We start from the raw sequence: 24,085 nt of genomic DNA on the forward strand, positions 1-24,085 counted from the left end.
ATTACCGGGGCAGTGAAAAGTACAAACCAGGATCAGGCTGTTGCCATTGTTATTCCCATCTATAAATCCGCATTGAATGCGCTGGAAACTATCTCGCTCAAACAATGCATGAAAGTTTTAGGCCACTATCCTGTCAGGATTGTAAAGCCTGAAAGTCTCAATGTTCAAAACCTGAAAGAAGAATTTCCCTCCATCGAATTTATTTCTTTTAACGATTCTTTTTTCAAGGATATTGATTCTTACAACCGGCTGATGATTTCCGCCGAGTTTTATGAATCTTTTTCGGCCTACGAATTTATTCTGATCTATCAGCTTGATGCCTATGTTTTCAGGGATGAGTTGATGGATTGGTGTAAAAAAGGATTTGATTATATAGGTGCTCCATCGCTGCACCGGGAAGAATTTGACAAATTACCTGCTGGATCTGAAAACATTTTTGCAACCGCGCTTTCCAGTAATCGTTTCGTTTTAAATGGCGGACTGTCGCTACGGCGTGTTCCGGCATTTTTGCGTTATCTGAAAATTTACAATCTGTTTTATCCCAAATGGATTGGCAATGAAGACATGCTCTTTTCTCAGGAAGCGACAAGGTTAATACCTATGAAATTGTTTCTTAAACTTCCAACCTGGCAGGAAGCGCTGCGTTTTTCTTTTGAAAAAAGTCCGGCAGCTACTTTTGAAATCACCAATCACCAACTGCCATTTGCCTGCCACGCCTGGGAAAGATATGACCCGGAATTCTGGAATTCTTTTATTTCAATGAAGTAAAAAGAAAAACTGCTTTAACAATTTTTAACAAACTATCGGAGCTTCTCCGGCGTTTTTGAGGTTAATTTCGTGAAAAATTAACAATGATAAACTATGAACTATAAATCGCTTTTGGCCTTTGCTTGTGCTATTGTGCTTTCATTTACTGCTACTTACGGGCAAATAACTGAAAACCCGAGAGTAGAGGAACAATCAGCGGAATATGTGAAAATCAAGCGTGTAGAACTGACAGACCAGTATACTATTATTTACATGCAATTTGTTGAAAAAGAATCTCCTGCATTAAAGGAAATGCAGCCTTTTTTAAGAAGAATGCCGGGTGGACAACAATTTCAGATGCCATTGTCTACTTCCACAATTGGCCTTGATCCGGAAACACGCCTTTATAAGCCGGGAGAAGTGAATGTGAAATTCAAACTGATTAAGGCAAAGGATATTCCAACGGAAATGAAAAAGCAGGTTAATCCGGGAGATGTCGTGGATTTCGTGGCTTATTTTGAAAGACTTTCTCCTGGAATCGAAGTGTTTGATTTTTACGAAGGTCGCCCAAAAAGCAAAAATGAAAAGACATGGAATTTCTATGGTATTCATGTCAAAAATCCTTTGAAGAAAAACGGAAAAACAACTGCGAAAGTCATTCCAAAAACGGAAAAACCGGTGCAGCCTCCAGTTGAAGAGAAAAAGGAAGAAATAGTTGAAGCAAAACCAACTGCTCCGGAAGAGGAATTGGTCATGATCAAAGGAACGGTTTATGATTCAAAAACTAAAAATCCGGTTCCGGCACAGATAACTTATCTGGAAAAAGGTGATTCGCTTCAATATAAATCCTCATCCGGAAATTATCGGATTGGAATAAATCCGAATGACAAATACGATTTCAAGGTTTTTGCGAAAGGCTATTATGGAAGCAATTTTAGTTTGAATGCTGCGGATTCAACCACAAAAGGATCTTTTGTGAAGGATTTTTATCTTGTTCCGCTTACTGTTGGAGAAACTATTGCGCTTCCGAATATTTATTTTGAAACATCGAAATATACGCTGCTCACAGAATCATTCGCAGAACTGAACCGTCTGGCTGATATGATGAAGGAAAATCCTAAAATCAAAATCCGCGTGGAAGGTCATACGGACAATGTGGGTGATTTTGATAAAAACCTGGAACTGTCGACAAACCGTGCTTTATCCGTAAAAACGTATCTGGTTGATAAAGGAATAGAAGATGAAAGGATTGAGGCCAAAGGATTTGGTGCAACAAAGCCGATAGCGAAAAACGGATCCGCAGAGGAAAAGAAAAAAAATCGTCGGGTTGAATTTGTGATTACGCAGAATTGATACGGGAATAATAAAAATGGAGGCTGGAAATTATTTCCAGCCTCCATTTTTTATATACGAAATTATCTTGCTTTGATAATATTTGTAAACTCACGTGATTTAAGAGAAGCACCTCCAACAAGGCCTCCATCGATATCTGGAGAAGCAAAAAGTTCGTCAGCACTTGCAGCCGTAACACTTCCTCCGTAAAGGATAGAAATTTCTTCTGCTGTTTCAGCGCCGTATTTTGCAGCGATGTGTGCACGTAAAGCAGCATGCATTTCCTGAGCTTGTTCTGCGCTTGCAGTAAGTCCTGTACCGATAGCCCAGATTGGTTCGTAAGCGATAACAACAGAAAGCAATTGCTCAGCAGAAAGATGGAAAAGGCTTTCTGTGATCTGATTTTTTACAAATCCGATATAGTCTTCATTTTGTCTCTGGTCAAGCGATTCTCCGCAGCAGAAAATCGGCGAAATACCATATTCCAAAGCGATATTAACTTTGGCAGCAAGCAATTCATTTGATTCATTAAAATACTGGCGGCGTTCGCTATGGCCTACAAGCACATACTCAATACCGATCGATTGAAGCATGGCAGCAGAGATTTCACCTGTGAATGCGCCGGAAACTTTATCAGAGCAATTTTGCGCAGCTAATGCAAAATTCGGAGATTCCTCAATATATTTTTTTAGGGTAGTCAGATAAATGGCCGGAGGGCAAAGAATCACTTTTACATCTCCTTTTACTTCATCATTCGCCATGTTAACAAGTTCTGAGGTTAAGGCAACAGCCTCATCTGCAAGCTTGTTCATCTTCCAATTACCGGCAACTATTTTTTTTCGCATAATTATTTTATTGTGTTAAATCTTCATTTTGCGCTACAAAAATACCATAATTTCAACATTAACCGTATTCTATTTGCCTTTAAAAAAATATTCAGGTTAATGATGAAATATAAAGAAATAGTTGTGTTTATTATAGAAATTAGAATTAATTTTACTTAAGAAACTGATTTTGTTAAAATGACCACTTGCTCTATCTTTACAAGGTGTAAATCATTCTAAATGAGACCGTTTGATTGATGAAAATATAAATACTAACAAAAGTTTAAAAGAAAGGAGGCCAAGATGAAAACGTTTATCTGGTTATGTCTGTTCAGCATGGTTGTTTTCACAAAACCGGCTATATCCGCATCTGCGGACGGAGTTGAACTTGCTGATGCTGAGAAATACGGTTATTTCCTGGAAAAAAATCATAAAACCGCACGCATTCCTTTTGAGCTGCACTCCAACCTGATTCTGGTTTATGTCAAAGTTAACGACGTTGATTCTTTACGTTTTATACTTGATACGGGTGTAAGCTCAATTATTATTACCGATCCACTTATTTTAAAACCGGACAAACTTCGGTTGACCCGTACCGTAAATCTTGCCGGTGCCGGGGAAGGAAAATCCATTGCTGCGCACGTAGCGATCGACAACAGGTTTTCTATGGGCCGTTTGAAGGCCAATCACCAAAATATTGTGGTTATTGAAAAAGACTTTTTACATCTTTCGGAATATGTAGGTGTGCCTGTTCACGGTATTTTTGGCTACGATGTTTTCAACAATTTTGTTGTAACAATCGATTTTGCCAAAAGAGAACTTGTGCTGGTTCAAAACGGAAAATATAAATACAAAGCGAGCAAAGGCGACAAACATGAGATTACGATTGAAGATGCCAAACCATTTACGAATGCAGTAACTTTATTCGCCGATGGTCGTGAAAAACCGATTCGTGTACTCATTGATACCGGCGCAGGACATGCCTTGCTTTTAAACAATACGCCTAATGAAACTTACAGATTGCCTGAAAAAGTAATCCGCGCACAGTTGGGAAGAGGATTAAATGGTGTAATCAATGGAAATCTGGGCCGGGTGGATCGGATGCGTCTGGGTAAATTTGAGCTTGATAATATTGTTGCCTCATTTCCTGATAGCGTTGGTTTCAGTGCAAAAATGAGCAAAGGCGTTGAACGTCAGGGCAATATTGGTTGTGAGCTGCTGAGAAGATTTAAGGTAACCATGAATTACCATGAAGGTTATATGGTGTTGAAGCCCGTAAGAAGAACAATGCGGGAAAAATTTGAACACGATATGAGTGGCATGGAAATCCGGGCAGATGCAGCTAATTTACATGCATACTTTGTTAACCATGTCCAGGAATCTTCTCCAGCGTTCAGTGCAGGTTTGGTAGAAGGCGATCAGCTTCTTTTCATTGACAATCACGCAGCGTCAGAACTCAATGTAAGTGAAATTTACAAACTGATGCAAAGAGGTGATGGTAGAAATATTGACTTGCTCGTGAAACGGAATGGAGCCATTTTCTTTACCAAAATTACGCTCAGAAGAATGATTTGAGTATTTTTAGACTCTAAACTAAATAGCAGTCTTGATTTGGAACGCCTAAGATTAACAGAAGACGGATCACATTCTTTATATAATTCCCAATACAATCAGCATTATCATTCTGTGTCTGGAGCTCTCAAAGAGTCCAGACACATTTATATGAACCTGGGCCTGATTCCTTTGCTTGAATCGGATCAGGAAACAATTCGCGTTTTTGAAATGGGTTTTGGAACAGGTTTGAACGCTTATCTTACCTGGCAGGCCGCAGATCAGTATAAAAAGAAAATTCTCTACACTGGGGTCGAAGCTTTTCCGGTTTCTCATGAGGAAGCTTCACATTTAAATTACGAGTCCGTCATTTCCCAGCCAGGATTTATGCAGCTTCATGAATCTTCCTGGTTTACAAATCATTCTTTTTCAGAATATTTTCAATTCAGGAAAGAGCAGTTGACCTTGCAGGAATTCACTGCGGAAAATCTTTTCGATGTAATTTATTATGACGCTTTCGATCCCAAAGCCCAACCAGAACTTTGGACAGAAGAAATTTTGAAAAAGATAGCGGCCCAAACCCGGACAGGCGGCGTATTAGTTACATATTCTTCCAAAGGAATTGTGAAACGGGCGCTGGCCGCAGCCGGTTTCAAAGTTGAAAAACATAAAGGTCCGGGGAAAAAGTGGCACGTTCTTCGGGCAATTAAGGAATAACTTAGGTCTGGCCTGGTTTTACCATGCTTTGTCAGGCGTATCGTTTATGGGTACATTTGTTGAAATATTAATGGCGTTAGTTTAAAAACCAGTATGGCATATCAGGATATTATAAGTCAGGAATTACGGGAAGCACAAACCGTTCTCGATACATTTTTGAGTGATCCGGTTCAAATAGAAAAAATTGAAAAAGCAGCGTCTTTAATGGCAGATGCAATTTCAAAGAATCATAAAATAATCTCGTGTGGAAACGGTGGCTCGCACTGTGATGCAATGCATTTTGCCGAAGAATTAACGGGTCGTTACCGCGACAATCGACGCGCATTACCTGCAATTGCCATTTCGGATGTTAGTCATATCAGCTGTGTGAGTAACGATTTTGGTTTTGAATATGTCTTTTCAAGATTTGTTGAAGGTCTGGGTCAGGAAGGTGATGTACTTTTAGGATTGAGTACCAGCGGAAATTCGGCGAATATCATTCGCGCCGTAGAAGCTGCAAAAGCAAAAGGAATGAAAGTGATAATCATGTCAGGAAAAGATGGAGGAAAATTGGCCGGACTAGCCGATGTAGAAATCCGTGTCCCGCATTTTGGTTATGCAGACAGAATTCAGGAAATACATATCAAGGTGATACACATTTTCATGCTTCTGATCGAAAAAATGGTGATTGAAGGATAATTTTTAGTAATATGCTTCCGGGTTTATATTAAAATTATTCAGGTTTCATGAAAGTACGTCCGGCAGTTGTCATAGTTAAGGAAGATACTGTTTTGACCATGCGCTATGTGTATGGAGAAAAAGAAGTTTTTGCGCTTCCCGGAGGTAATCCTGATCCTGATGAATGTCTGCCCGAAGCACTTCGCCGGGAATTAATGGAAGAACTCGGCGTCACCGTTGAAATCGGGGAAATGGCGCTTTGCGGTGAGGTTTTGTGGGGTGAAATGAAAAAGGAAACGCTTCATATGGTTTTCAATGCCAGAATTGCAGACGGAAATCCTGCGCTAAATCCGGTTGAAACCACGGCTTTGGAAATGGTCTGGCTGCCTTTTACAGAACTTGATCAAAAGCTTATGTATCCGAATGTGGGAAAAGATATCCTTCAATATCTGAATGGTAATTTGAAGTCTGCTTATGTCGGCGTAATTGATCAGCCGTACGTCCAGTAAATAAAATAAAAAAATTATAAATCGTCCATTCTGCCATTATCCGTGAAAACGGAAATAAATTATACGGATAAGTTGCATTTTTAGAGGCTTTTTAATGCTATTTCCATTATACTTTTATTTCAGGCTTCACAAAAACAGAAACAAACCGTACTTTTGCGGTTTAACGAGTTTCAAGGATAAATGGACAACGAGAGGAAGGAGCGATTATCACAGTTTTTGAAAAGAAACTCTGAGGGCCAAACATTATCACAAGGACGCTCAATTTTCAGCAGTGGAGGTTACAGCATTGTGAAATTGGATTACAATGGAGGAGGTTACGCCGAATTCAAAGTGAAAAGTGATTACTCGGTCCGGGATTATGTTATCAAAATCCAGGATTTTCTTACCCCGAATATAATTACTTCCTGTACCTGCACGCATGATTACGGCGGACTGTGTAAGCACAGGATTGCCATGACGCTTTATGTGCTGGACAAAATGCCGGCGTATGTAAAGCCGACAGAGCATAATATGGCAGATACGATGGTGGTACTTCCTTCTCTTAAGGATGTATACCTGGAAGATTTTGTGCAGCGTGAAAACTGGAATAATAGAAATCAGCCTGTCAAAGTTGATATTCTGGCAACCCGTGATGGATTTGCTGAATGCAAGGTAAATCTTCGGGATAACGATTTCTCGGTTCAGTTCACAAAAATTCCCAATTCCAACCAGATACAGACAAGCTGCTCCTGCGAGCAAATTCTTTATGTTCCTTTATGCGAGCATAAACTGGCGGCACTTCTAAAACTGCGTGATCAGTTTGGCGAGCGTGCGTTTGACATGATGCGTGACTGGACGGAGGATAAAACTGCGCTTTTAGCTGAATATGGTTATACGCTGGAAGATAATCTGGAAGGGAAATTTGATTTCAAAATTGACCAGAACGGGACTTTACAATTAATCAGACAAGATAAAGGAATACAAAAAGTCGGCGTTTTCCAGAACTGGCAAAAACTTCGCAATAAGGTAATTCCAGATTTACAGCCGGTTTTTCAGGTTAATGATTCGGATTCACATTCGGGAGACGAAAGACTTTCACTATATGTTTTCTGGCCGAGAGGTTTTGATAGTTTGCTGGATGTAGGTTTTGGTATTTTTTCTGCCAAAAGCAGTTCTAAAACACAAAAATATACACATATCAGAAGTATCGCCGGCGGATCGGGAACGGCTTATTTACCAGAAGAAATTCCGGTTTTGACGGCAAGTGATTCCAGGTTGGTTCGTATTGCGCGTCATTTTAGTCCGGAAGGTCTTCAAAAATATATGAAGAGCCAGGGACAAGCCGGTGCGCATTTGAGCGACGAATCTTCTGATTATCAAAATGAAGCAAGGAAATGGGTAGGCAGACAAATCGTCCGGATTTTTAAAGATCTGAGCGGTGAGCGTTTGTTCCTTACTGAAAGCGATTATGTAACAAATCAGAATCAGCTTCAGGAAGTAAAAATTCACCCGACGCCAGCTAAATTATTTTTTGTACTAACTGAGGATCAGGAATTTATCAGCCTGAATCCTTATGTTGAAATAGAAAAAGGCCGGCCGATTGATTTGCAGCAGGTTGCATCTTCATTCGACAGTTTTTGGTTAGGTATTTACAAAGAAGATATTCTTTTCCGTTGGGCCAGTATTAATGATGCCGAAATGGTGGATTATCTGCGCCAGAATGGATTCAAGATCCGGGTAAGAAAAGATCACGCCGAAACTTTCATGAAGGATTGGGTGATGCCGGTTACAGAACATTTCGAAGTTGTTTTCCAAACGCGCCACGCGTTGGAAACAAGTGCGATGAAATATGAAAAAGGCAGAGTTTATCTGAAAGAAGACGACGCCAATTTGCTCATCGTTCCAACTTATGTATATGAAGGCGATGCTGAATCGGAAGAAACCGAATTGATCCATGATAATCAGCGTACCAAAGCTAGATTTGAAGATAACCACATTCATTTGCTTGAACGTGATATCACGGCGGAAAAAGCGCATTGGGAATGGGTGAAATCATTGCACCCAGATTTCGCACAACAACCTGATCAACCGTTTTTCTTTATTCCTTTTGAAGAGGTGATGAAAGATGGCTGGTTGTTTCATTTTGTGGATACTGTTGAGGAAAAGGAAATTCAGCTTTTAGGTTTCAAAGACCTGAAAAAAATGCGCATCAACCCGAACAGGGGAAAAGTGCAGATCCGTGCTTCTTCCGGAATTGACTGGTTTGATATGCAGATCGAAATCAGCTTCGGAGATCAGCAGGTAACTTTGGCAGATGCTAAAAAAGCATTGTTGAAAAAACAGAATTATGTAGAACTGAAAGATGGTTCGATGGGAATTTTGCCGGAAGAGTGGATTCAAAAACTTGAACCGTTATTGAAATTCGGTAGAGTGGATGGCGACGAAGTGCATTTGTCGAAATTCCATTTTTCGCTGATTGAAGAACTTGCATCTCAAATTGATAACGAGGAAGTTTTACAAGAGCTTTGGGAGAAAAAACAAAAACTCCTGAATTTTAAAGAAATTCCAAGTGTGCCGCTTCCTGAAAATATCAATGCAACGCTGAGACAATATCAGGAAGAAGGATATAAATGGCTGAATTTCCTTGAAGAATTTGGCTGGGGCGGATGTTTGGCGGATGATATGGGTTTAGGAAAAACGCTACAAATGTTGACATTTCTCCAACACCAGAAAAACAAAAATCCAGAGGCTACGAATTTAGTCGTAGTTCCAACAACATTGATTTTTAACTGGCAGGCGGAATCTGCAAAGTTTACTCCGGACCTGAAATTGTACGTTCACCGTGGAATGGACCGCCGGAAAGATCTTGAAATTTTCCAGGATTATGATATCGTTTTGACAACATACGGCACGATGAGAAGTGACGTGGAATTGTTGAAAAAAATTCAGTTCAACTATATTGTTTTAGATGAATCCCAGGCCATCAAAAATCCTGATTCATTAACAGCAAAAGCGTCCAGATTACTCAAATCAAACAATCGTCTGGCTATGACGGGTACGCCGGTTGAAAATAATACGTTTGATTTATATTCTCAGTTTGAGTTTTTAAATCCGGGATTATTAGGTCACGCCGACTTTTTCCGAGCAGAATATGCCACGCCGATTGACAAGTTTCAGGACAAAGTGAAGGCTGAAGAATTGCGTCGCCTGGTATATCCTTTTATGCTGAAACGTACCAAGGAAGAGGTTGCAACCGACTTGCCGGACAAGACCGAAACCATCCTGTATTGTGAGATGGGCAAGAAGCAAAGGAAGGTCTACGAAACAATTCGTGAGAAGTACAGATTGCAGATTGCTGAGAAACTGGCAACCGATGGTTTGAACAAAAGCAACTTCCTGATCTTTGAAGCACTGCTCAAACTTCGTCAGATCTGCGATTCGCCGGTACTACTTTCGGATGATGAGGATTATGGAAATGAATCTGCGAAGCTGGAAGAAATTGTAAGGGAAATTGAAGAAAATGCTTCGAATCACAAGATTCTGATATTTAGTCAATTTCTGGGTATGCTTGACTTAATCCGTCAGCACTTGGAAAAGGTAAATATTCCATACGAATATCTGGATGGACAAACGGTTGACCGTGCAGGTCGTGTAAACCGTTTCCAAAATGATCAGAATTGTCGTGTTTTCTTAATGAGTTTGAAAGCGGGTGGGGTAGGACTTAACCTGACAGAAGCGGATTATGTTTATCTGATGGATCCATGGTGGAATCCGGCAGTAGAACGTCAGGCTATTGACAGAACGCACCGGATCGGACAAACGCGTAAAGTGTTTGCTTATAAAATGATCTGTAAGGATACGATTGAAGAGAAAATATTATTGCTGCAAGAACGCAAGCAGGAACTGGCCGAAGATTTGGTTGGCGGCGAAGCCGGATTTATCAAAAAACTGAGTCAGGACGATATAATGGCATTATTTAGTTAGAAAAGAAGGGTCTACGATTTATTTCGTAGACCCTTCTTTTTTATTATCTTTTATTCAACAACAGCTGTAAATTCGATTTCAACAAGATAGTCTGATGAGACAAGTTTGCTGATTTCATAAATTCCGGTTGTTGGTTTTATCTCTCCAAAAAAAGCGCCGTGTGCTCTGGCAATATCGTCAAATCTGGTAATATCTGTTGTGAAGATTCTTGTGCGAACGACATCTTTCAACGAAACACCAGCTTCTTCAAGCACTTTTGAAATTCTTTCAATGATATTGTTGGTTTGTGCATAAGCATCATCCGCTTTTACAATTTCTCCGTCAACAATAGCAACAGTACCTGAAACTTCTACAATGTTTCCGATGCGTACTGCACGGCAATAACCCATTTTATCTTCCCAGGGAGATCCTGTGAGAATGTTTTGTCTTGGCATGGTAAGGAATTTTTTAATTTTTTATAGGTGTAAATATATTGGTTGAAATTTAAATCAAAGCGATGTTAAACAAATATCGTAGCAATGATCAATGACGGCATCGCCGTCCGCTGTTTCTAGCTATCATTTTGAAGTGTCAAATCTTGGCTCCATCGGAGCTTCCTGGAATATTCAGGAAACTCCTACGGAGTTAGGATTCGGGATGCGATATATTTGCTATAAACAGGAGGCTCCCTTGGGAGCCATTTCCTGTAAAATTTACTTATCTCAGACCCTTTTTCTTCAAATATTCAATCAACGCTTCCGGATGATCCGTTTGTAAACCTTGGACACCTTTATTGATCGCTTCGTCCCATGAGGCTGGTCCTTCCGTTGGACTCTGCACGTCAAGCCAGGTTGAAATTTTCTTTTCCTTTATTATTTTATCCATTTCGGGATTCACAACATTATCAATCACGCTGATTCTTATCTCGTTTAAAAAAGACGATAACTGATCCGTATTTTTAATTTCATCCGGAATGCTGGTCATTAAAGGCATTTGTGGGGCAATAGATTTCCATTGCGGATATTGTTCCTTTGTATTGATATATACCACAATTTGCTTTTCCATTCCGGCTTCCTGAATCTGTTTCCAGGTTTGCGCTACGTCAGCATCTTTAAAATCCAGATAAATATTGATCTTGTTTTTACACAATTTCAGAATGTCCCTGAATTCGGGAATTTTGTATGTTTTTTTGTTCTGATTGAACACCTGGAGCTTTTTAATTTCCTCCAAAGTGTGATCACTTATTTTACCTTTTCCATTCGTAGCGCGGTCGACAGTTCCATCGTGATGAATGATGAGGTGACCATCTTTCGTCGTACGTAAGTCCACTTCTACATAATCCACCCCGTATTTAATTGCTTCCTCAGTAGAAGCTAATGTATTTTCAGGAACATTGACATGATTTCCACGATGAGCAATTACAATAAGTTTGTGCTTACTAGAAGGCAAATTCTGACCAATTGAAAAGCTTGAAATAAAGCAGAAAAGAATCTGAATAAGAAGAAATTTATTTTTGTAAGCGGACATTGGAAAACTAATTTGTTGTTAAAAAAACAGTTTAAACGTCTTTTCAATACTATTTTTTTAACAATACAGGCCATTCCTAAATGTTAAGAAAAAAGGTCTAAAAATTGAGATTTGTTCTCTCAAATTCCTAGACCTTCTAATGTTGATAAAATATCTGCTAGGGAAGCAACAGCAAATCGCTAACAGCCAACAGCTATTAAACTATTTCAAAACTTGACAATTTCACAAATTCCTGAACGCGAGCATCTATTTCCTCCTGTGTTAGGTTAACAACACGTTCTGTCCCAAACTTTTCAACACAGAAAGATGCCATTGCCGAACCGTAAATGATAGCGCGTTTCATATTTTCAAAAGAGATATCGTCCGTTTTGGCAAGGTATCCAATGAAACCACCAGCGAAACAATCACCTGCTCCGGTTGGATCGAAGACAACTTCCAGTGGCAAAGCAGGAGCGAAGAAGATTTTTTCTCCCTGGAATAACAAAGCACCGTGTTCACCTTTTTTGATGATCAACGTTTTTGGTCCCATCGCCATAATCGTTTGTGCTGCTTTACGTAAAGAGTAATCTCCTGAAAGTTGACGCGCTTCTTCGTCATTGATCGTCAAAACATCAACCAAAGTCAAAACATCTTTCAAATCATCCAGAGCGATGTTCATCCAAAGATTCATCGTATCAAGCATGATCAGTTTTGGACGCTTCGCCATACGCTGGATTACTGCTTTTTGCGTAGCAGGAACCGTATTTCCTAACATTAAATATTCTGTTGTCTGATAAGACTCAGGAATAACCGGATCAAAATCAGCCATTACATTTAACTGAGTTTCAAGGGTATCACGCGTATTCATATCTTCATGGTACTTACCCGACCAGAAGAAAGTTTTACCATCAGGAATTGTTTTTAAACCTTCGGTATTAACTCCGTGTTCTATAAGAAGGTCAACCATTTCCTGAGGGAAATCGCCGCCAACTACGGCTACCAAATTGTTTTGTTTGGTAAAATACGAAGCTGATAACGTGATATATGTTGCAGCGCCGCCAATGATTTTATCGGTTTTTCCGAAAGGTGTTTCAAGGGCATCAAACGCCACAGAGCCAACTGTTAATAAACTCATAAAGTAGTATAGTATTGATTTTTAGTAAGTTTCAATTTTTGATTTGAAGACAAAAACGCTGCGAAGATAATAAAAACAGCTGAATAGCATATTTAAAGGATGGCATAATACTAAACAGTTGGCGGCAATCCTGAGTTATTTGCTATTTTTGTCAGGCAACGTTAAAATATGATAGAATAGTCGGATTGAATATTAATTTCATTGAAGCAATGCAAATATGATTGCCATTGATAAAGCAAGAACACAAATTGAAAATGCAAAAGTACTTCTTAGAAATAATGCAAACCCCGAAGATGGATTATATCAATACAGAAAGTATGTTAAAAGAGCGGGACTTATTGCATATAAAGGTCTTCTGTTGTCGCTTGTCAAGTTGTTGAAACATAATAAGAAGGATGATTTAATTGTAATAGAACAGGGTTTATCGAAATTGGATAAGGGGATATTTGCTGATTTTATTACTGCCCAACAAGTTTTGAGTAGATCGATGGGAATTTATGGAACAAGGAGTCAGCAATTAGCTGAGCTCGGAATTTCAGAAGCTGAAAAAATTATAACCTGGGTTGAAAAAAGCGTTACCAAAATATAAAAGAGCAGCAATGCTTTTTAAGATACAGACCAATTACTAAAATTGATTACAAGAAAGTAAAATATACATGACTGATAAAACTTACCAGCCGCTTAAAATATTCAATACGCTTACCCGTAAAAAGGATTTGTTTGTACCGCTTGCTGCACCATATGTAGGCATGTACGTCTGCGGACCAACGGTTTACAATAATGTTCACCTTGGAAATATCCGTACTTTTTTATCTTTTGATATTCTGTATCGTTATCTGACACACATTGGCTACAAAGTCCGGTATGTAAGAAATATTACGGATGTTGGCCATTTGGTTGGTGATGGTGATGAAGGAGAAGATAAAATCGGTAAAATGGCAAAACTTCAACAGTTGGAGCCAATGGAAATTGTTCAGCGTTATACGAATGATTTTCACGATGTTTCTGCTGAATTCAATTTGCTTCCGCCAAGCATTGAGCCAACTGCAACAGGACATTTAATTGAACAAATTGAAGCAGTTAAGGCGCTGATCGATAAGGGAGCTGCCTACGAAGCGAATGGTTCTGTTTATTTTGATATAACAAAATACAACGATGCCGGAAATGAGTACGGAAAGCTTTCAGGAAGGATTCTGGAAGATCTTTTGAATGAAACGCGTGACCTGGACGGACAATCTGAAAAGCGCAATCCACTTGATTTTGCACTTTGGAAAAAAGCCAGTCCTGAGCATATCATGCAATGGGATTCTCCATGGGGAATGGGTTTTCCTGGCTGGCATTTGGAATGTACTTGCATGAGTGCCAAATATTTAGGAAAACAATTTGATATTCACGGTGGCGGGATGGATTTAAAATTCCCGCATCATGAATGTGAAATTGCACAGGGAAGAGCTTTGACAAATATTGAGCCGGTTCGCTATTGGATGCATACCAATATGTTGACGGTGAATGGCCAGAAAATGTCAAAATCGCTGAACAATTCTTTTCTTCCAAATCAACTGTTTTCAGGTGATCATGAATTGTTGGATCAGGCTTATAGTCCGATGACTGTACGCTTTTTTATGCTCCAAAGTCAATATCGCAGCACGCTGGATTTTTCTAATGAAGCGTTAAAAGCGGCTCAAAAGGGATATAAAAGATTGGCAAACGGAATTCGTCTAGCCAAAATGTTGAAATATAATGACGAAGAAGTAGCTCGCGACGAGAAAAAAATTGAGGAGATAGAAAAATCAATTCAGGGTTTTTACGATGCCATGAATGATGATTTGAATACCGCTGTCGGCATTGCCAATCTGTTTAACATGCTCAAATATATTAATATGCTGAACATGAACCAGCTTAAATCAGCTGCTTTGGGTGAAGCAACTTTTACTTCTTTGCTAGAAAATTTCATCGTTTTCATCGAAAATGTACTTGGGTTAAAAGAAGAACTTAGTGAAGGACACGCAATTCTTGACGGCATGTTAAATCTTTATCGTGAATACAAAGCGGTTCAGAATTATGAGAAAGTTGATGAAATCCGCACTTATTTCAAGCTTCAGGGACTCGCTATCCGCGACAGCAAATTAAGCGTGGATTGGGCATATGAGGAGTAATGGAATGATGAAAAAAGGACGAACCTTGGCTTCAGTACTGTTTTGCAGCTTTTTGACTGGCATGTTATTTCTATATAGCTGTAAGTCAAAGACGAGTTCAGAACAAACCACAGAACAATTGGAAAAACTAGTTGCCAGTCCGGCGTTTAATGCAGATTCAGCATTTCAGTTTGTTAAAAAACAAGTTGAATTTGGGGCGAGAGTTCCTAATACTGCGGCACATAGAGCGTGCGGAGATTATCTCGTTTCAACATTTAAAAGATTTGGACTGGAAGTAACAGAGCAAAATTTTACACCGACAACTTACGACGGCAAGAAATTAACCGCCAGAAATATTATTGCCAGTTTTAATCCAAAAGCGACCAAAAGAATTCTGCTGACCTCACACTGGGATTCCCGGCCATTTTCTGATCAGGATTCTGTTTCGAAAATGAAACCGGTTTTGGCTGCCAATGATGGTGCGAGTGGAGTTGGTGTTTTGCTTGAAATAGCCAGAGTAATTTCTTTTTCGGGAAATAAACTAAATCTCGGTGTTGATATTATTCTTTTTGATGCCGAAGACTGGGGAAATTCAGATAAGGCTACTGATAAGTTTAGCGGATTTTGTTTGGGATCTCAATATTGGGCTGCCAACAAACATGTTCCAAATTACACGGCCTATTTTGGTGTGTTGATGGATATGGTTGGCGCGAAAGGGGCGACATTTCCCAAAGAAGGTTATTCTGTAAGTATGGCAGACGGCGTTGTTCGGAATATCTGGGGAATTGCCAGTCAGCTTGGTTATAGTAATTATTTTATTGATAAAGTGGGACCCTCTATAACTGATGATCATCTTCCCGTTAATGAAACGGCCAAAATTCCCATGGTTGATATCATCCATATCAAACAAAATGATCCGGAAAGAACTTTTTTCAATCAATGGCATACAGCGCATGATGATATGGAAAATATTGATCCGAAAACTTTGAAGGCGGTTGGGCAGACTTTAATTCAGGTTTTATATCAGGAGAGTGAGGTTTCTGTTTAAGGGGTTCACGCAAAGCAAAAAGCCGACACCGCGCGTTTTTTTCTCTTTGCGCCTCCTTTGCTCGAAACTTTTAACGTGATAACTACGGCGCGCTGCACCTTGGTGAATGAAGTTTGATTTTTTTCGCTACAAGTATTATGGTGCTTTGCACCTAATCTATTATGAGAGCATAATTATCTGCAATGCCAGGGTACAGAGTACCGAAATATTTGTAGAAAACATTACAAATCTAGGAGCCCTAAGGTGCAGAGCACCGGAATAACTTATCTTAGATCTTCCTGACCACAATCTGAATATCAGAATTCCTCCCCTTATCATCACTACAAGAAATCTTAACCCGCCCAACCGGTGGATTAATAAATACCGCTTCATGCGGCGCAGAACGCTTCACTAACTTATCATTCACATACCAAAAAACCTCCTGCACATCATTCCCGGTTTGGCAGCTTAACTGGATTTGCTGCGGTTCATTAGTCTGAATGAAATATTCACTACCATCATTCGGACTGGTAATCAGAGGCGCGCCTTCCCGGAAAACTCTTTCACAAAAAGGATTATGAGGCGGCAGTTTTAGGTAAGGAATTTTCTTTGATTCATAATAAGCAATGAGCTCAGGAGCCAGATTTGGGTATGTTTTCTTCACAAAACCATTTTCAGGAAGACAATAAGTACAATAAGAAATTCTCCCGGCAACATCTGTAAAGACATATCGCAGATGCTGACATTTATGATATGGAGAAACACCCATGATGTAATAATCCGTAATCTGATGATCACAAAAATCGCTTGGAATATTGCCGCTGACGGCGCATATTTTTCTCAAAGCCACATTCTCAGGCATTTGATACCAGCCTTTCGAAGAATTGTAGTCCAACGCATTGAAGATTGAAAACAATAACGGCGTTGCAGTATTTGCACCGCTCAACTCCGGAACGCCTTCACCAGAAAAATTCCCAACCCAGACGCCAATGGTATATTTTCGGTTATACCCAATACTCCATGCATCCCGCTTTCCATAAGATGTTCCGGTTTTCCAGGCGATTTTTGGTAAGTGATAAGTATTGTCAAAATTGGAAGGTAAATCCGGCCTTGTTACCTGCGTTAAAATATTATTTAAAAGGAAAGTTGCTTCTTTTGAAACCAGCTGTTCGCCCTTTTTTGAAACGGGTGTTTCCATAGTATATCGAATTGGTTTTAATTCTCCCTCATTTGAAAAAGCTGCAAAAAGTCTGGTTAATTCTTCTAGCGTAACGCCGCAGCCTCCCAGAATCATGGATAATCCCAAATCTTTGGATTGCTTTCGGATCGTTTGAAAATCTGCTTTTTTCAATTTATCAATTAAAACCGGTGTACTGATTTCCTTCAAAATCTTGACTGCCGGGATATTCAAAGAATTGGCTAAAGCAAATTCCATAGTAACCTGACCGTTAAAATGCTGGTCAAAATTTTCTGGTTCGTAGCCGCTGAAATTTGTTGGAACATCATTTAAAACCATTTTCGGTGTGATAATTCCTTTGTCAAAAGCAGTTGCATAAAGTATTGGTTTTAACGTACTACCGGGAGAACGAATCGCACGAATTCCATCCACCTGTCCACCGTCAAATGGATTGTTGAAATCGGCCGAACCAGCGTAAGCTTCAACAGCCATCGTTTCATTATTAATAACCAGCACCGCTGCATTGTGAATGTTCATGCTTTGCAGCCTGTTGACATAGTTTTTTACCTGTTCTTCAATTTGTTTCTGAGATTGGATTTTGATCGTTGTATTGATAATCGGCTGATCCGGTAAATCCTTTTTCAAACGCAAAGCAAGATGAGGCGCTTGTTTTGGCGCAGAGAGTCGGCGGACCATTAGTTGTTCGCTGATAGCATCTTGAATAACATTTGAGTCAAATAAATTTTCTTTACCAAATCGTGTCAGCCATTGATTCCTGGCGATTTTCAATGCTTCATTTCGTATACCGGGATGCAAGCTTGACGGTCGGTTTGGAACGATAGTAAGTGCCGTAATTTCAGCAAGACTTAATAATTGCGGAGCTTTTCCAAAATATAAAAGTGAAGCAGCTTTAATCCCTTCAATATTTCCTCCATAAGGAACCAGATTGAGATACAGTTGAAGAATTTCATCTTTTGAGAAATGTAATTCCAGCTGCATCGCCCGAAATGATTCTTTCAATTTATTCAGATAAGTTCTTTTTTTAGGCTCCAATAATCTGACAACCTGCATAGTAATGGTTGAAGCACCAGATGTTCTTCTGCCGCTAAAAATATTTCTCCCGGCTGCCCGAATCATTGCCAATGGATTAATTCCGGGATGATAGTAGAAATATTGATCCTCCTTATGGATCAGCGTTTTTTGTAAAAGAGGCGTGATTTCAGCAATTTTAGTGTAAAGCCGCCATTTATCATCAGGACTTAAAAACGCATGTAAAACGGTTCCGTCGCTGGCGGTGATTTGGGTTGAATATTGAATTTTTGGTTGGAATGGGAACAGGAGGTCAATTAATAGAAATGATAAGATAAAGCAGCTAAACAATAAAATTGCTCTTTTCAGAAAAATTATTGGCGGGAGTTTGATGAGTGACAATTCGATTTCTTGATAAGGGGAGTTAACATTATATTAGACTTTATACCATCGGCATATTTCGTAGGTAGAAAATGCAAAAACCTCTGCATACGAGGCGTTCCTATCGGAACGCTTTGTGATAAAATTCTCTTTGCTTGCTACCAATAAAATGTACCTAAGGTACATAATCCGCCGCAAATTAGGTTTATTGGTTTTCCAGGTGCCGGACGTTTATGCCATCGGCATATTTCGTAGGTAGAAAATACGGAACACTCCGCCTACGTGGCATTCCGATAGGAACGTGTTGTGGAAAGATTTCTATCATTTCTACTAACAAAATATACCGAAGGTACAATGTAGGAATTTGCGTATTTTTCAAATAAATATATTTGTTCAATGCGCATCTGTTAACATTTGTCCATCCCGCTAAAATTTCCTTATTTACTGACATATTACAAATAAAGACAATCATAATACCATTATGTCAAAATATATTGCGGCTATTGACCAGGGAACAACGAGTACGCGTTGCATTCTATTTAATCATCAGGGAAAAATTGTTTCCGTCGGGCAAAAGGAGCACGAACAGATTTATCCGCAGCCGGGCTGGGTTGAACATAATCCGGAAGAAATCTGGAAAAATACACTGGAAGTAATCGCGATTTCCCGTATAAAAGCCTCTGCAACAGCCGCCGATATAGCAGCCATTGGTATTACAAATCAAAGAGAAACAACGGTTGTCTGGAATCGTCGGACGGGAAAACCATACTACAATGCACTTGTTTGGCAGGATACCCGGACGACGGATTTAGTAGCCAAATATGAAAAAGAAGGCGGACTAAACCAGTTTCGGGATAAAACAGGCTTGCCGGTTTCAACTTATTTCAGCGGTTTAAAATTAAAATGGCTTCTGGAAAATGTTGAAGGTTTGCGCGCAGATGCCGAAAAGGGAGAAGCTATTTTTGGAAATATTGATACTTTTTTAATCTGGAACCTGACAGGCGGAGGCCATGGCGGAATTCATGTAACGGACGTTACCAATGCCAGCCGGACACAATTAATGAACTTGCGGACTTTACAATGGGATCAGGAAATGCTGGATGCTTACAATATTCCTTTCTTAATGTTACCTGAAATAAAAAGCAGCAGTGAGGTTTATGGAACGGTTAGCAATGAAGTTTTGCCGGGCGTTCCGGTTGCAGGAATTCTGGGGGATCAGCATGCGGCGTTGGTCGGACAAACATGTTTTGAGCCGGGTATGGCAAAAAATACCTATGGAACAGGTTGCTTTTTGGTGATGAATACCGGTTCAGAATTGAAAATGTCGGATAACGGCTTGCTTACAACAATTGCCTATAAATTTGGTAATGAGCCAGTCCAATATGCATTGGAAGGAAGTGTTGCGGTAACCGGTGCCTTGGTACAATGGGTTCAGGACAATTTGGGATTGATTGAAAAAAGCAGTGATATCGAAAGTCTGGCTAAAACGGTGGAAGACAATGGCGGAGCCTATTTTGTCCCTGCATTTTCCGGATTGTATGCACCTTACTGGCGTAATGATGCGCGCGGAGTCATCGCAGGTTTGACGCGTTATGTTACCAAAGGACATATTGCCAGAGCTGTTTTGGAAGCGACAGCTTATCAGACACTTGATGTTGTAAATGCCATGGAACAGGATTCCGGTATCAAATTATCATCTTTGCGTGTCGATGGCGGAATGGTTTTGAATGAATTGCTGATGAAATTCCAGGCTGATATGCTGAATACACAAGTCGTTTCACCGGCAGTAGCGGAAACTACCGCATTGGGTGCAGCTTATGCGGCAGGTTTGGCAGTTGGTTATTGGAAAAATACAGACGAATTGAAAAGTAACTGGGCTATTGCGCATACCTGGAATCCGGATATGGAGGAAGCAAAACGCGAGGCATTATACAAAGGATGGCAAAAGGCAGTTACAAAATCCTACGCCTGGATTGATTAATGAAAATTTAATGCAGGAATGAACTATTTTATAATCTGTATAAACTAAACTCTTTTTTTGGCCTGTGTTCCTTTAAAGCGTAACTTCGCGGCGCGAAAACCTAATTAAAGTAGCCTTATGCATACCCTCCATCTTAAAAAGCCACTTGCTTTTTTTGATCTTGAAACTACCGGTGTAAACATTGCCCGGGATCGGATCGTAGAAATATCGGTGGTGAAGGCTTTGCCTAATGGGGAAACGGAAATTCGTACAAGACGCGTTAATCCTGAAATGCCTATTCCGCTGGAAAGCAGTCTGATACATGGCATTTATGATGAAGATGTAAAGGATGCGCCGACGTTTAAAATGTTCGCAAAGAACCTTGCAACGTTTTTAGACGGCTGCGATCTGGCTGGATTTAACAGCAACCGTTTTGATATTCCAATGCTGGTTGAAGAGTTTTTACGCGTTGGTGTTGAATTTGATATCAAAAACCGTCGCACAATAGATGCCCAGCGGATTTACCATATGATGGAGCCAAGAAATCTGTCTGCTGCCTATAAATTTTATTGTGATAAATCGCTGACAGATGCACATAGTGCGGAAGCTGATACTATAGCAACTTTTGAAGTTCTTCAAGGTCAAATTGCTCGTTATCAGGGTAAAAAGGTGATTGATTCACATGGAAAAGAATTAGGAACCGTCGAAAATGATGTAGCGGCTTTGCATGCGTTAACCGCGTCGAAGCTTATTGATTTTGCAGGACGCATGGTTTATAACGAGAAAGGGGAGGAAGTTTTTAACTTTGGAAAACATAACGGCAAACGTGTTGCTGATGTTTTGAAAAACGAGCCTTCTTTTTACGACTGGCTTATGAAAGCGGAATTTCCATTGGATACGAAACGTAAGCTGACAGAAATAAAATTACGTGCTTTAACACAGAGATAACATAATAGGTACGCTTAACATTTGAGTAAGCGGTATTTATGTCTATTTTTGCCAGCATATAAAGATAAATTCAGTGATTGGGGCAATAATCCGAAGTCCTGAAAATTTTAAATTATTGACTAATTTTAATCGAATACCCATTTAGGTAAATCTGCTATGATCCCGAACCCGAATATACCAGAGGTTATTCAGAATGTCCCGCTTCAATATTATCTCATCCTCAGCACATTACTTTTTGTGATTGGTATCATTGGCGTACTTACACGCCGCAATGCGATCATCATTTTTATGTCTGTCGAGTTGATGTTAAATGCCGCTAATATTTTATTGATCGCTTTTTCATCTTACCGGTCGGATCCTTCCGGGCAGGTATTCGTGTTTTTTATTATGGCCGTAGCCGCTGCCGAGGTAGCTGTTGGTTTGGCGATCATCGTTATGATTTACCGGAATACGCGTAATACGGACATCGGTTTCCTTAATAAATTGAAATGGTAAGCCTTATTGGTTAATATACAAAATATAGAATATGTCTGCTTCATTACTAGTTCTGATTCCATTATTACCTTTTTTGGGTTTTCTGATTAATGGTCTCGGATTCCGTACAATACCAAAAGGTGCCGTTGGGATAATCGGGTCATTAGCTGTTATAGGTAGTTTTGCTCTTTCTCTGAATGCGTTTAATGCATTCGTTGCAGCCGGAAGCACTCCTTTTGTTTTGCCGCTTTTCAACTGGATCACGGTTGGCAATCTTAACATTCCATTTTCTTTCCAGATCGATCAGCTTTCATTATTGATGTTGATGATTATTACGGGTGTGGGATCATTAATCCACATTTATTCAATCGGTTACATGAAACATGATGAAGGTTTCGGTAAGTTTTTTGCTTATCTGAATCTCTTCCTTTTCTTCATGTTACTGCTCGTTTTAGGTTCAAATTATGTAATCATGTTTATCGGTTGGGAAGGTGTAGGACTTTGTTCTTATCTGCTGATCGGGTTTTGGAATAAAAATACAAACTATAACAACGCTGCTCGTAAGGCGTTCATCATGAACCGTGTAGGAGATTTGGGTTTCCTCTTAGGGATTTTCACAATCATCGCTACTTTCGGTTCAGTAGAATATCTTGAAGTATTTAGTAAGGCCACGAGTTTCTCAATTGGTGATCCCGTAATTATTGCAATTACTTTGTTTCTGTTTATTGGAGCAATGGGAAAATCGGCACAAATTCCTTTATATACCTGGTTACCAGATGCGATGGCGGGTCCAACACCGGTTTCTGCACTTATCCACGCAGCAACGATGGTAACGGCAGGAATTTATATGGTGATCCGTTCAAACGTCCTCTATTCTCTTGCGCCGTCAACGCTTGAACTGGTTGGAATTATCGGTGGTGCAACGGCACTTTTTGCTGCATCGATCGGACTTTTACAAAATGATATCAAAAAAGTACTGGCTTATTCTACTGTAAGTCAGCTGGGGTATATGTTCATGGGGTTAGGTGCGATGGCTTATTCGGCTTCGATGTTCCACGTAATTACCCACGCATTTTTCAAAGCATTATTATTCCTTGGAGCTGGTAGCGTTATTCACGCTATGTCCGACGAACAGGATATTCGTTCAATGGGTGGTTTGCGTAAAAAACTTCCAATCACGTTCCTTACTTTTTTAATCGCAACAATTGCGATTTCAGGTATTCCTCCATTCGCAGGTTTCTTCTCAAAGGATGAAATTCTGGCCCACGTTTTTGAACATAATAAAGCACTTTGGGTAGTCGGTGTACTTGGTTCCTTGATGACATCCTTCTATATGTTCCGTCTGCTTTTCCTTACTTTCTTTGGAAAATTCCGCGGGACACATGATCAGGAGCATCATTTGCATGAATCGCCTGCCTCCATGACAATTCCTTTGGTGATTCTGGCCGTTCTTTCTGCTTTGGGTGGATTTATCGGGGTTCCGGAAGCATTGCACGGAACACATCACTTGGCAGAATTTATGGAGCCATTGTATGCAGGTTCACACCAGGTTAATCCGGCAGCTTTTGAACCAACGACTTTGTCGCATTCCGAAGAATATATTTTGATGGCCGTTTCGGTTGGTGTTGCCTTGCTTTCTTTGATTGTTGCTTACGTGATGTATATTCAAAAAGAAAGTGTTCCTGCTCCGGATTCGGAAGAAAAATCAGCGGTACAAAATCTGGTTTACAACAAATATTACGTTGACGAACTTTACAACGCAGTTTTTGTAAAACCAATCAAATCACTTTCCAACGTCCTTTACAGTTTCGGTGAATTCTTCATTGATCTTTTTGTAAATGGTACGGCAAGGCTTATCGCTTTTCTGGGAGGGTTATTACGTAAAACGCAGACAGGTTCAACCGGTGATTACGTATTTGCTATGGTTTTAGGAATCGTGGTGATTTTGTTCTGGAAGCTGTTATTATAGGCATTTTGTTGAAACTGACATATTAAATATTTATACCGTTCACCATTTAGTGCTGACCGTTGACT

Annotated in this window: 19 protein-coding genes; 14 read left to right on the forward strand and 5 right to left on the reverse strand. The window is 39.8% G+C overall.

The window, feature by feature from the left end; genetic code table 11:
* Nucleotides 1-12 precede the first annotated feature (12 nt).
* Together IEE83_RS29130 and IEE83_RS29135 are read left to right on the forward strand one after the other, a co-directional pair.
* On the forward strand, nt 13-768 hold the full coding sequence (locus IEE83_RS29130) for a DUF5672 family protein (protein ID WP_194124251.1): 756 nt from the start codon (nt 13-15) through the stop codon (nt 766-768).
* 93 nt (nt 769-861) lie between these two features.
* Complete coding sequence (locus IEE83_RS29135) at nt 862-2,100, forward strand: OmpA family protein (RefSeq protein WP_194124252.1); 1,239 nt, start codon at nt 862-864, stop codon at nt 2,098-2,100.
* 62 nt (nt 2,101-2,162) lie between these two features.
* Here IEE83_RS29135 and tpiA read toward each other — a convergent pair whose 3' ends face one another.
* The gene (tpiA, locus tag IEE83_RS29140) at nt 2,163-2,924 is read right to left on the reverse strand and encodes a triose-phosphate isomerase (RefSeq protein ID WP_194124253.1); all 762 of its coding nucleotides are present in this window, start codon (nt 2,922-2,924) and stop codon (nt 2,163-2,165) included.
* Nucleotides 2,925-3,206: 282 nt separating this feature from the next.
* Here tpiA and IEE83_RS29145 point away from each other — a divergent pair, with 282 nt between their 5' ends.
* From IEE83_RS29145 to IEE83_RS29165, 5 genes are all read left to right on the forward strand, one after another.
* Nucleotides 3,207-4,478, forward strand: a complete 1,272-nt coding sequence (locus IEE83_RS29145; protein WP_194124254.1) for an aspartyl protease family protein — start codon at nt 3,207-3,209, stop codon at nt 4,476-4,478.
* Between the two features lie 36 nt (nt 4,479-4,514).
* Nucleotides 4,515-5,171 carry a tRNA (5-methylaminomethyl-2-thiouridine)(34)-methyltransferase MnmC2 gene (gene mnmC2, locus IEE83_RS29150; protein WP_194124255.1) on the forward strand — a complete coding sequence of 219 codons (657 nt, stop codon included), beginning with the start codon at nt 4,515-4,517 and terminating at the stop codon, nt 5,169-5,171.
* A 93-nt stretch (nt 5,172-5,264) separates the two neighbouring features.
* A complete protein-coding gene (gene lpcA / locus IEE83_RS29155; protein WP_194124256.1) occupies nt 5,265-5,849 on the forward strand; it encodes a D-sedoheptulose 7-phosphate isomerase in 585 nt (194 codons plus the stop codon).
* A 47-nt stretch (nt 5,850-5,896) separates the two neighbouring features.
* On the forward strand, nt 5,897-6,337 hold the full coding sequence (locus IEE83_RS29160; RefSeq protein WP_194124257.1) for an NUDIX domain-containing protein: 441 nt from the start codon (nt 5,897-5,899) through the stop codon (nt 6,335-6,337).
* A 180-nt stretch (nt 6,338-6,517) separates the two neighbouring features.
* Entirely contained in the window at nt 6,518-10,300 is a 3,783-nt protein-coding gene (locus IEE83_RS29165) for a DEAD/DEAH box helicase (protein ID WP_194124258.1), read from the forward strand.
* 50 nt (nt 10,301-10,350) lie between these two features.
* Here the strand turns inward: IEE83_RS29165 and IEE83_RS29170 are convergent, their stop codons facing one another.
* From IEE83_RS29170 to IEE83_RS29180, 3 genes are all read right to left on the reverse strand, one after another.
* On the reverse strand, nt 10,351-10,734 hold the full coding sequence (locus IEE83_RS29170) for a RidA family protein (protein WP_194124259.1): 384 nt from the start codon (nt 10,732-10,734) through the stop codon (nt 10,351-10,353).
* 262 nt (nt 10,735-10,996) lie between these two features.
* Nucleotides 10,997-11,806, reverse strand: a complete 810-nt coding sequence (locus tag IEE83_RS29175; protein WP_194124260.1) for a glycerophosphodiester phosphodiesterase family protein — start codon at nt 11,804-11,806, stop codon at nt 10,997-10,999.
* Nucleotides 11,807-12,002: 196 nt separating this feature from the next.
* Nucleotides 12,003-12,920 (reverse strand): PfkB family carbohydrate kinase, encoded by a 918-nt coding sequence (locus IEE83_RS29180; RefSeq protein ID WP_194124261.1) that lies wholly within the window; start codon nt 12,918-12,920, stop codon nt 12,003-12,005.
* Nucleotides 12,921-13,137: 217 nt separating this feature from the next.
* On the opposite strand from IEE83_RS29180, the gene IEE83_RS29185 reads away from it, so the two are divergent.
* The 3 genes from IEE83_RS29185 (at nt 13,138) to IEE83_RS29195 (ending at nt 16,103) form a co-directional block, all read left to right on the forward strand.
* A complete protein-coding gene (locus IEE83_RS29185; RefSeq protein WP_194124262.1) occupies nt 13,138-13,509 on the forward strand; it encodes a DUF5618 family protein in 372 nt (123 codons plus the stop codon).
* Nucleotides 13,510-13,576: 67 nt separating this feature from the next.
* The gene (gene cysS / locus IEE83_RS29190) at nt 13,577-15,076 is read left to right on the forward strand and encodes a cysteine--tRNA ligase (protein WP_194124263.1); all 1,500 of its coding nucleotides are present in this window, start codon (nt 13,577-13,579) and stop codon (nt 15,074-15,076) included.
* 118 nt (nt 15,077-15,194) lie between these two features.
* Entirely contained in the window at nt 15,195-16,103 is a 909-nt protein-coding gene (locus tag IEE83_RS29195) for a M28 family peptidase (protein ID WP_310588609.1), read from the forward strand.
* A gap of 268 nt (nt 16,104-16,371) precedes the next feature.
* Here IEE83_RS29195 and pbpC read toward each other — a convergent pair whose 3' ends face one another.
* The gene (gene pbpC, locus IEE83_RS29200; protein WP_228102121.1) at nt 16,372-18,639 is read right to left on the reverse strand and encodes a penicillin-binding protein 1C; all 2,268 of its coding nucleotides are present in this window, start codon (nt 18,637-18,639) and stop codon (nt 16,372-16,374) included.
* A gap of 511 nt (nt 18,640-19,150) precedes the next feature.
* Between pbpC and glpK the strand changes: the two genes are divergently transcribed.
* The 4 genes from glpK (at nt 19,151) to nuoL (ending at nt 24,020) form a co-directional block, all read left to right on the forward strand.
* The gene (gene glpK / locus IEE83_RS29205) at nt 19,151-20,650 is read left to right on the forward strand and encodes a glycerol kinase GlpK (RefSeq protein ID WP_194124264.1); all 1,500 of its coding nucleotides are present in this window, start codon (nt 19,151-19,153) and stop codon (nt 20,648-20,650) included.
* Nucleotides 20,651-20,767: 117 nt separating this feature from the next.
* Nucleotides 20,768-21,577 (forward strand): 3'-5' exonuclease, encoded by an 810-nt coding sequence (locus IEE83_RS29210; RefSeq protein ID WP_194124265.1) that lies wholly within the window; start codon nt 20,768-20,770, stop codon nt 21,575-21,577.
* A gap of 156 nt (nt 21,578-21,733) precedes the next feature.
* On the forward strand, nt 21,734-22,072 hold the full coding sequence (gene nuoK / locus IEE83_RS29215; protein ID WP_137338024.1) for an NADH-quinone oxidoreductase subunit NuoK: 339 nt from the start codon (nt 21,734-21,736) through the stop codon (nt 22,070-22,072).
* 31 nt (nt 22,073-22,103) lie between these two features.
* The gene (gene nuoL / locus IEE83_RS29220; RefSeq protein WP_194124266.1) at nt 22,104-24,020 is read left to right on the forward strand and encodes an NADH-quinone oxidoreductase subunit L; all 1,917 of its coding nucleotides are present in this window, start codon (nt 22,104-22,106) and stop codon (nt 24,018-24,020) included.
* The last annotated feature ends 65 nt before the right edge of the window (nt 24,021-24,085 follow it).

Source organism: Dyadobacter subterraneus (genome assembly GCF_015221875.1).
GTDB lineage: Bacteria > Bacteroidota > Bacteroidia > Cytophagales > Spirosomataceae > Dyadobacter > Dyadobacter subterraneus.